The 8,241-nt window shown below is 71.8% G+C and carries 7 protein-coding genes and 1 pseudogene; 3 read left to right on the top strand and 5 right to left on the bottom strand.

Annotated elements, in window-relative coordinates; genetic code table 11:
* Window positions 1-122: 122 nt before the first annotated feature.
* Window positions 123-218, bottom strand: a pseudogene (locus ACFYQ5_RS35535) (IS630 family transposase); the annotation flags it as partial.
* A 105-nt stretch (window positions 219-323) separates the two neighbouring features.
* Between ACFYQ5_RS35535 and ACFYQ5_RS35530 the strand changes: the two are divergent.
* Window positions 324-989 carry a thymidine kinase gene (locus tag ACFYQ5_RS35530; protein ID WP_389203682.1) on the top strand — a complete coding sequence of 222 codons (666 nt, stop codon included), beginning with the start codon at window positions 324-326 and terminating at the stop codon, window positions 987-989.
* Window positions 990-1,206: 217 nt separating this feature from the next.
* On the opposite strand, the gene ACFYQ5_RS35525 is transcribed toward ACFYQ5_RS35530, so the two are convergent.
* Entirely contained in the window at window positions 1,207-1,983 is a 777-nt protein-coding gene (locus tag ACFYQ5_RS35525) for a VOC family protein (protein WP_389203680.1), read from the bottom strand.
* A 238-nt stretch (window positions 1,984-2,221) separates the two neighbouring features.
* On the opposite strand from ACFYQ5_RS35525, the gene ACFYQ5_RS35520 reads away from it, so the two are divergent.
* Complete coding sequence (locus ACFYQ5_RS35520; RefSeq protein ID WP_389203678.1) at window positions 2,222-3,049, top strand: sulfurtransferase; 828 nt, start codon at window positions 2,222-2,224, stop codon at window positions 3,047-3,049.
* Window positions 3,050-3,141: 92 nt separating this feature from the next.
* Here ACFYQ5_RS35520 and sepH read toward each other — a convergent pair whose 3' ends face one another.
* Window positions 3,142-4,206, bottom strand: a complete 1,065-nt coding sequence (gene sepH / locus ACFYQ5_RS35515) for a septation protein SepH (RefSeq protein ID WP_389203676.1) — start codon at window positions 4,204-4,206, stop codon at window positions 3,142-3,144.
* A 497-nt stretch (window positions 4,207-4,703) separates the two neighbouring features.
* On the opposite strand from sepH, the gene ACFYQ5_RS35510 reads away from it, so the two are divergent.
* Window positions 4,704-5,687, top strand: coding sequence for a hypothetical protein (locus ACFYQ5_RS35510; protein WP_389203674.1), 984 nt, complete (start codon window positions 4,704-4,706; stop codon window positions 5,685-5,687).
* A gap of 10 nt (window positions 5,688-5,697) precedes the next feature.
* Here the strand turns inward: ACFYQ5_RS35510 and ACFYQ5_RS35505 are convergent, their stop codons facing one another.
* Together ACFYQ5_RS35505 and ACFYQ5_RS35500 are read right to left on the bottom strand one after the other, a co-directional pair.
* Window positions 5,698-7,017 carry a D-arabinono-1,4-lactone oxidase gene (locus ACFYQ5_RS35505; protein WP_389203672.1) on the bottom strand — a complete coding sequence of 440 codons (1,320 nt, stop codon included), beginning with the start codon at window positions 7,015-7,017 and terminating at the stop codon, window positions 5,698-5,700.
* Window positions 6,977-8,221: an MFS transporter gene (locus tag ACFYQ5_RS35500; RefSeq protein WP_389203671.1), complete on the bottom strand. Its 1,245-nt coding sequence runs from the start codon at window positions 8,219-8,221 to the stop codon at window positions 6,977-6,979. The genes ACFYQ5_RS35505 and ACFYQ5_RS35500 overlap by 41 nt, the downstream gene beginning before the upstream one ends.
* Between the last annotated feature and the right edge of the window lie 20 nt (window positions 8,222-8,241).

Here is an 8,241-nt window from a genome sequence, read left to right as displayed (position 1 = left end):
GACACGCCGTCGACACTCTCGATCAGGTGACCAGTTGTCGTACTCATCAGGCTCACTCCTTCGGGGAGATCCACACCTGATTCATGACACTCCCGCAGGGCTGGCACTCCACCGTGCCGTGGGGTCTGGACGGTTCGGTTGGAGTGGTTCGAGTTGGCCAGGGCGAACTGCGGCAGCGGTCCGAAGTGTGCCTCGCTCGGGTCCGCCCAGGACCATCGGTCGGGGGAAGCGCAGCTCGCCCCGGTCCCTTCGGTCCTACTGGCGGATTTTGGTGTCGCAACATGAATGGTCGGGAGCGCCGTTGCCAAGTGCAGCGAAGTGTCGTGACCGATCACCTCGGCAGGGAGCCCTGTCTCAACAGAGTTGGCGAATGGTCAAGCAAGAGGACCCTGGCTCTCCAGATCGGCCACAACAGGTCGGCGCGTGGGCTGCAGGGAGTGATCTTCACCCGGGACGACCGGGCGGGGGAGGGGAAGCTGTCGTCGCGGCTCGGCCTGGTGACGGAGGCGGTCGAGGCCGCCCCGGGGATGGATCTGTACGGCTACCTCGTGAGCCTGATGTCGAGGGGCGACAGGGTCGACCACGTGATCGTGGACGAGGCCCAGTTCCTCGCCCCCGAGCAGATCGACCAGCTGGCCCGTGTCGTCGACGACCTCGACCTCGATGTGTTCGCCTTCGGCATCACCACGGACTTCCGTACCAAGCTCTTCCCCGGTTCGCAGCGGCTGATCGAGCTGGCGGACCGGATAGAGACGCTCCAGGTCGAGGCCATGTGCTGGTGTGGTGCCCGTGCCACGCACAACGCACGGACGGTCGGCGGAGTGATGGTGGTGGAGGGGGAGCAGGTCGTCGTCGGCGACGTCGACCGGCCGGCCGCTGACATCGGCTATGAAGTCCTCTGCCGCCGTCACCACCGCCGCCGCATGACGAGCGCCGCTGCGCAGGCGGGCACACTCTCTCCGGACGTGCTGCCGGTTGCCCCGGCCTGAGCTTCGACTCGTCACACGATCTTGGTGAAGTGGGCTGGTGGGGTGTAGCCGGTGTGGCAGTGCGGCCGCTCGTGAGGTGCGGGTACTCGGCCCTGGATCGTGGATGACGAGCTGTGGGCGCTGATCGAGCCGTTGGTGCCACCGTGGCCCGAGTGGTCGCTGGGGCTCGTCCGGCGTCGGACCGGCTGTCTGCAGGGCCGGGTCTCCTCGGAAGAGGTCAGCTGCCCGGTGGCCGGACGATCGTGAACACCGCACCCTCCGGGTCGGCCACCGTGGCCAGCCTGCCGTTGGAGGCCTCTCGCGGAGCGTGCAGCACGTGCCCGCCCAGCTCCACCACACGTGCCGCCGCCTCGTCGGTGTCGGCGACCTGGAAGTAGGTCATCCAATGGGGGCCCCGGTCGCGCGGCAGGGCGTGCCCCACACCGTGCAGGGCGGCCACCGGAACGTCCTGGACATGCAGTGTCTGGTAGTCGAAGTCGGCCGAGACGACCGCCTCGGCCCCGAATCCGAACACGGCCTGGTAGAACTTGGCGACCGACGCGGTCTCCCGGGTGATCAGCTCGTTCCACACCGGGGTGCCCGGCGTGCCCGCCAGGGCGGTACCGAGGTGCTCGGCGGCCTGCCAGACACCGAAGACCGCGCCGCTCGGGTCGGACGCGATCAGGAGACGGCCCGCGTTCCCCGCGTCGAGCGGGCCGACGGCCACCGTCCCGCCGCAGGAGCGGATCGACTCCGCCGTCACATCCGCGTCCTCCGTGGCGAAATAGGTCGTCCAGGCGATCGGGAGGTGCCGGTCCGGCGGGAGCTGTCCGATGCCCGCGACCTCTTTGCCGCACAGCAACGCGCGGACGTACGGCCCCAGCTGTTCAGGACCGGGGCGGAACTCCCAGCCGAACAGCCGGCTGTAGAAATCCTGCGTCGCGGTCAGGCCGTGCACGATCAGACTCACCCAGCACGGTGCTCCGGGCATGCGCCGGGCGGCAGCCTCGGTCATGTTCTTTCTCTCTCCTCGTACCATCGGGGTGGCCGTACGGGGGACGGAGCCAGCACGGCGTCCAGCGGTACGGATGCGGGCGCGTACGCTCCGTGCAGATGCTCGCACCACTGGGGCTCCGAGGCACCCCGGCCCGCCGCGTTTTCCGGCTTCCGCTCACTCCGGGGCCCGATCTGCCGCAGTACATCCCAATCGGTGTGACGGCACCGGGTACGGCCCCTGCGCGAAGATGGCACTCATGAAGCCCATCATCACCGCATCCGAATACATGAGCGAGTCGGTAGGGCCGCGCCCGCCGGTACTCCTGGACATCCGCTGGCAGCTCGGCGGGCCGAACGGCCGCGCCGACTACGAGGCCGGGCATATCCCGGGCGCGGTGTTCATCGATCTCGACTCCGAGCTCGCGGGTCCGGCGGGCGGCGGCGGCCGCCATCCCCTGCCGGACCCGGAAGCCTTCGGCGCCGTCATGCGGCGGGCCGGGGTCGGCCGCGAGACCCCTGTGGTGGTCTACGACGGCGGCCAGGGCTGGGCGGCGGCCCGTGCGTGGTGGCTGCTGCGCTGGACCGGGCACCCCGATGTCCGCGTACTGGACGGCGGTCTCGCCGCATGGACGGGCGAGCTCACCACCGGCATTCCGGAGCCGGCCGAGGGTGACTTCAGGCCCGAGCCGGGCGGGCTCGGCCTCCTGGACGCGGACGCGGCCGCCGAACTGGCCGGCTCCGGTCTGCTGCTCGACGCACGGGCCGCGGAGCGCTACCGGGGAGACGTGGAACCGATCGACCGCGTCGGCGGCCACATCCCCGGCGCGGTGTCCGCCCCGACCGCGCAGAACGTCGGCGAGGACGGCCGCTTCCTGCCCGCCGGCTCGCTCGCCTCCCGGTTCTCCGCCCTGGGCGCCGACAGCGGCACCGAGATCGGCGTCTACTGCGGTTCCGGCGTCTCGGGCGCCCATGAGGTACTGGCGCTGGAGCTTGCCGGGCACCGGGCCGCCCTGTACGCCGGGTCCTGGTCGGAGTGGTCCTCGGATGAGTCCCGCCCCGTCGCCACGGGGCCGGACCCGCGCTGACGAGGCCGTCCGGCCTGCGTGCCGGACGGAGCGAGGGCCCGTACGCGGCTGCCTACGGGCCCTCCTCGTGCCGCGGACATCCGGTCCGGGGCTCAGTCCTGCTTCTTCCGGCGTGTGCCGAAGACGATCTCGTCCCAGCTCGGGACCGCCGCCCGGCGTCCCGGTCGTACGCCGTCCGCCTCCGCCTGGCGGTCCGTCGTCCCGGTCAGCCGGTCGCGGTGGCCGGCCACGGCCCGGGGCATCAGTACATCGGCGTAGGCGGAACCCGCACCGGCGGACGCCGCCGCGGCCGGGGGCTCGTCCGCCTCCGCCTCCTGCTGCGGCGCGGGCTCGAGCGCGGGCGGTTCGGGCTGCGAGGGCCGCTCCGGGACGATCATGTCGCCGCGGAAGCTCGGCACCGCCTCCAGGAGGCTGGTCAGGGAGTCGCGCTCGCCTGCGGACACACCGCTGAAGCGCTCCTCCGGCTCCGGCGCGGGGGGAGCGGGACGCTCGATCTGGCGGTCCAGCGCGCGGTCGAGCGGCCGGTCGCGCGGCAGTCGCGCGATCCGCGGCACGAAGGGGAAGCTCGGCTCCGCGGCGGTGACGTCGTCGGTCTCGCCGATCAGCGAGCGCGCCTCGTCGTCCACGGCCTGGACCAGCCGGCGCGGCGGGTCGTACGTCCAGCTCGCGGAGTGCGGTTCGGCGGCCACGCGGTAGACGAGGAGGACCTCCCAGGTGCCGTCGTCTCGGCGCCATGAGTCCCACTGGACCGTTTCCCTGTCGGCGCCGCGCAGCAGCAGACGCTCCTGCACCGCCTCGCCGAGCTGGGGTCCGGTGTTCTCGCCGGGACGGCGCACGGGAGTCTTCCGGGCGCGCTCGGCCATGAACGCGCGCTCCGCGAGCACAGGGCCCTCGAAGCGGCGGACCCGGTCCACCGGGATGCCGGCGAACTGGGCGACCTCCTCGGCGGAGGCGCCGGCACGTATGCGCGCCTGGATGTCGCGCGGGCGGAGATGGCTCTCCACCTCGATCTCGATCTGGCCGAGCCGGGCGCGGTCGTTGCGTACGGCGGCACGGAGCCGCTCATCGATCGGAAGCGTGTACTCCGTGCTGTCCGCAGCCTTGAGCACCAGTCGTGTGCCGTCGTTTGAGACGGCCACGACACGCAGTTCGGGCATGGGAACCTCCCGGGTGGTGCCTGCCGACGTCACGTGCGTCGCTGCTTCCGCTAGTCGAGTGTGACCTGCCCGGGTTCAGCCTGCCACAACCTTGCCAAGTTACCCGGCGTGTCGGGCCTTGGCCCTGAACGCCACGATGGCACGGTCACCTGTGTGCGACGCGGAGCGACCGGATGATCGCTCCACGCAGCAGGCGCCCGTGCGATGCCGCGGCGCCGCCGGTTCGAGTGCCGTCTCAGGCCCCCTCCCGTAGGTCCCGGATACCCGTATGGGAGTCCGGCCCCAGGGCTCGCCACAGTACTCCATTCGGGCCACCGCCGGTGGCCCGGCGCGCCGCCGAAGTTCTCGCCGGGCGCGGGTGTTGGACTACCCAGTTGTCTGCGGTATGCCCCCAATGCGTGTGCTGCTTCACAAAATCTCCAGAATCGGAACTATCTGATTCGCTCACATGTCCCTTCAAGGTGCAAGGTGGGGTAGTTGTCGAGCAGGGGCTGATCATGGTTCAGAAGCCGCACAACGATGCGGAACGCAAGGAAAGGCGCATAGATCTGAGCCTGCCGCAGGTCGCGGGCAGCGCCGTGGCGGCAGTCGCGGCAGCGGTGATGGCCTCACAGCTCGGTGTCTACGGAACCATCGCCGGTGCGGGCGTGATGAGCGTCGTGGCCACCTGCGGGGGCTCCGTCTTCCAGCACTTCTTCCGTCGCACGGGGGAGCAGATCCGCGAAGTCACCGTCCAGGTGAAGCATCCGGCGGGCCGTCAGGTCGTCGTCCGCACCCGGGAGACGTTCCCCGCGCCGCGGCGGTCGGAGGACGACGCCACGAGGGCGCTGCGCACGGTGGACCCGGACCCGGCCTCCGACCGCACCGCGGTCCTGCGCCAGGTCCGGCCGGGAGATCCGGACCGTACGACGATGCTGCGCCAGGTCCGGCCCGGCGACCAGGCTCCCGGTGACGCGGATCAGGACGACACCTTCTCCGACGCCCGTACGCACGGCACCCGGGTCCGGGGCTGGAGGCGCCCGGTCCTCGCGGCTGCCGGGGTCTTCGTCCTGGCCATGGGCGGTATCACCGTGTACGAACTGGTCTCCGGACACGGTCTGGGCGGCGACGGCGGGACGACCGTCGGCTCCGTCGTACGCGGGGAGCGCGCCGCGGGTACGACCTCTCCCGACCCCTCGGGCAGCACCGACGGCACCGCCCAGGAGGAGAACGGCGACGACGGCCACCGTCCGGCCGGCGGCGACGCGAGCACTCCCGGTACGGACGCGGGGGACGGGGCGGGCGCGCAGCCCGGCACCACCGACGGCTCCACATCCGGGCCCGCCCCCGCTCCCTCCGCGTCCGACGGGGCCACGACCCCCGAACCCACCAGCCCGGGGGTGCCCGGTGACGGCGCCACGTCGGCGGCACCGGAGCCGGCCGCTACCGATGACGCCCCGGCAAAGGGGGACGGCGCGGCCGGAGCGGACGCCGGCCGCTGAAGCGGCGGTGTCAGTCGCCGAGCACCCGGCGCAGATAGTCGTTGGCGAACAGCCGGTCCGGGTCGAGCCGGTCGCGCAGGGCGGTGAACTCGCCGAACCGGGGGTAGGCCCCGGCCAGATAGCCGGAGTCCCGGGTGTGGATCTTGCCCCAGTGCGGGCGGCCGTCGTATCCCGTCATGATCCGCTCGACAGCCGTGAAGTACGCATGGTGGGGCGTGCCCCGGTACAGATGCACCGCGATGTACGCGCTCTCCCGGCCCGAGGCCGTGGAGAGCGCGATGTCGTCCGCCGGCGCCGTGCGGACCTCCACCGGAAAGCTGATCCGCAGCGGCGAGCGCTCCACCACGGCCTTGAGCTCACGCAGCGCCTCGACCGCCGCCTCGCGCGGCAGGGCGTACTCCATCTCGACGAAGCGCACCCGCCTGGGGCTCGTGAACACCTTGTACGGGCTGTCGGTGTACGTACGGGCCGACAGCGCGCGGCTGGAGATCCTGGCGATGGCGGGGATGGTCCCGGGGGCTGCCCGGCCGACCGAACAGGCGACCTGGAAGATCCCGTTGGAGAGCAGCTCGTCCTCGATCCAGCCGCTGACCCGTCCGGGCGGAGCCGCCGGACCCGCGCTGCGGTTGTTGCGCTTGGTGTTGCAGTTGCCGGTGTGCGGGAACCAGTAGAACTCGAAGTGCTCGTTCTCGGCGACCAGTTGTTCGAAATCGGTCGTGACCCGGTCGAAGGTCATCGGCTCCTCGCGGGCCCTCAGCAGGAACACCGGTTCCACCGCGAACGTGACCGCGGTGACCACGCCGAGCGCCCCGAGCCCGATCCGGGCCGCCGCGAAGACGTCCGGGTGCTCGTCGGCCGAGCAACGCAGCACCGTGCCGTCGGCCGTGACCAGTTCCAGCGCGCGGATCTGCGCGGAGACGGACGCCGAGTCGCGGCCGGTGCCGTGGGTGCCCGTGGAGACGGCCCCGGCGACCGTCTGCTCCATGATGTCGCCCATGTTGGTGAGGGAGAGCCCCTCCCGGGCGAGCACGGCGTTGAGCCGCTTCAGCGGGGTTCCGGCCTCGACCGTGACGGTCATCGCCGTACGGTCGATGTCCCGGATGCCGGTGAGCAGGTCCGGGCGTACGAGCACCCCGTCGGTGGCGGCGGTCGCGGTGAACGAATGGCCGGTGCCGACGGGCTTGACCGTCAGACCGTCCGCGGACGCCCTGCGGAGCACATCGGCCAGTTCGTCGACAGAGGCGGGGGACTCCACGCGTGCGGGCCGGGCCGTGACGTTGCCGGCCCAGTTACGCCACGTGTTCGCCGTCCGTGCGTAGGTGTCGGTCATCTTCCCCGCGCCCTCCCGTAGGTACCGGCTGTCCGAGCCGGCGATACCCCAGGAACGCCACCGCGGCCGCGAGCGCTCCCGCCACGGCGGGCACCGCGTACCCCGCCCCGGCCCCGGAGGCGTCGACCACCCAGCCTGCGGCGGAGGAGCCGAGCGCCACTCCGACCGCGAGTCCGGTACTGGTCCAGGTCATGCCCTCCGTCAGCTGGGTGCGCGGTACGTGCTGCTCGACGAGGGCCATCGTGGTCACCATCGTGGGTGCGATGGCGAGGCCCGCGACAAAGAGCGCCACGGCCAGGAACGGCAGGCTCCCGGCCAGTTGGAGGGGGATCATACTCACGGCCATCGCGCACACCCCCACCAGCCATCTGGCGGACGGCTTCCCCCGCAGGTGCAGCAGACCGAAGACGGCTCCGGCGAGGCAGGAGCCCAGGGCGTACACCGCGAGCACGAGACTCGCCGCCGCCTTGTGGCCGCGCTCCTCGGCGAAGGCCACCGTCACCACGTCCACCGCGCCGAAGATCGCCCCGGTGGCGACGAAGGTGACGACCAGGACCTGCAGTCCCGGGGAGCGCATGGCCGAGCCGCCCGTGTGGTGCTCCTTCGGATGCGGCCTGGGCTCGGTGGCGCGCTGGGCGGTCAGCCAGAAGACACCGATGACCAGGAACACACCGGCGAGCAGCGGCCCCGCCTCCGGGAACCACGCGGTGCACAGGCCGATGGAGATGATCGGCCCGAAGATGAAGCACACCTCGTCGACGATCGACTCCCACGCGTACGCGGTGTGCAGCTGCCGCCCGGAGCCCCGGTAGATCTCGGCCCAGCGGGACCGGACCATCGACCCCACGCTCGGGACGCAGCCGGCGCCCGCGGCGAAGACGAACAGGGTCCAGTCGGGCAGCCGCTGCTGGGCGCAGATCAGGAGCCCGGCGACCGACGCGGCCGCGAACAGTGTGACGGGGCGCAGCACACGGCGCTGCCCGTGCCGGTCGACCAGCCGCGACACCTGCGGCCCCATGACGGCCGCCGCCATGGCGAGCGTCGCGGAGAGCGCGCCCGCCAGCCCGTAGCGGCCGGTGAGCTGGGAGACCATCGTCACCACGCCGATCCCCATCATGGAAAGCGGCATCCGGCCGAAGAATCCGGCTGCCGAGAACTCCCGGCTTCCCGGGGCGGCGAAGATGGCGCGATAGGGGCTGGGCAAGGGGGAGCTCCGGGAAGGCA

This window comes from Streptomyces sp. NPDC005794, from assembly GCF_042871445.1.
Taxonomy (GTDB): Bacteria; Actinomycetota; Actinomycetes; order Streptomycetales; family Streptomycetaceae; genus Streptomyces.
Note: the sequence above shows the minus strand (reverse complement) of the source record. Positions and strands in the feature narration are given on the sequence as shown.

Bases quoted from the DNA above. Each gene is read 5' to 3' on its own strand.
- ACFYQ5_RS35525 (WP_389203680.1), bottom strand. From the start codon at position 1,983: ATGACCGAGGCTGCCGCCCGGCGCATGCCCGGAGCACCGTGCTGGGTG.
- ACFYQ5_RS35520 (WP_389203678.1), top strand. From the start codon at position 2,222: ATGAAGCCCATCATCACCGCATCCGAATACATGAGCGAGTCGGTAGGG.
- sepH (WP_389203676.1), bottom strand. From the start codon at position 4,206: ATGCCCGAACTGCGTGTCGTGGCCGTCTCAAACGACGGCACACGACTG.
- ACFYQ5_RS35510 (WP_389203674.1), top strand. From the start codon at position 4,704: ATGGTTCAGAAGCCGCACAACGATGCGGAACGCAAGGAAAGGCGCATA.
- ACFYQ5_RS35505 (WP_389203672.1), bottom strand. From the start codon at position 7,017: ATGACCGACACCTACGCACGGACGGCGAACACGTGGCGTAACTGGGCC.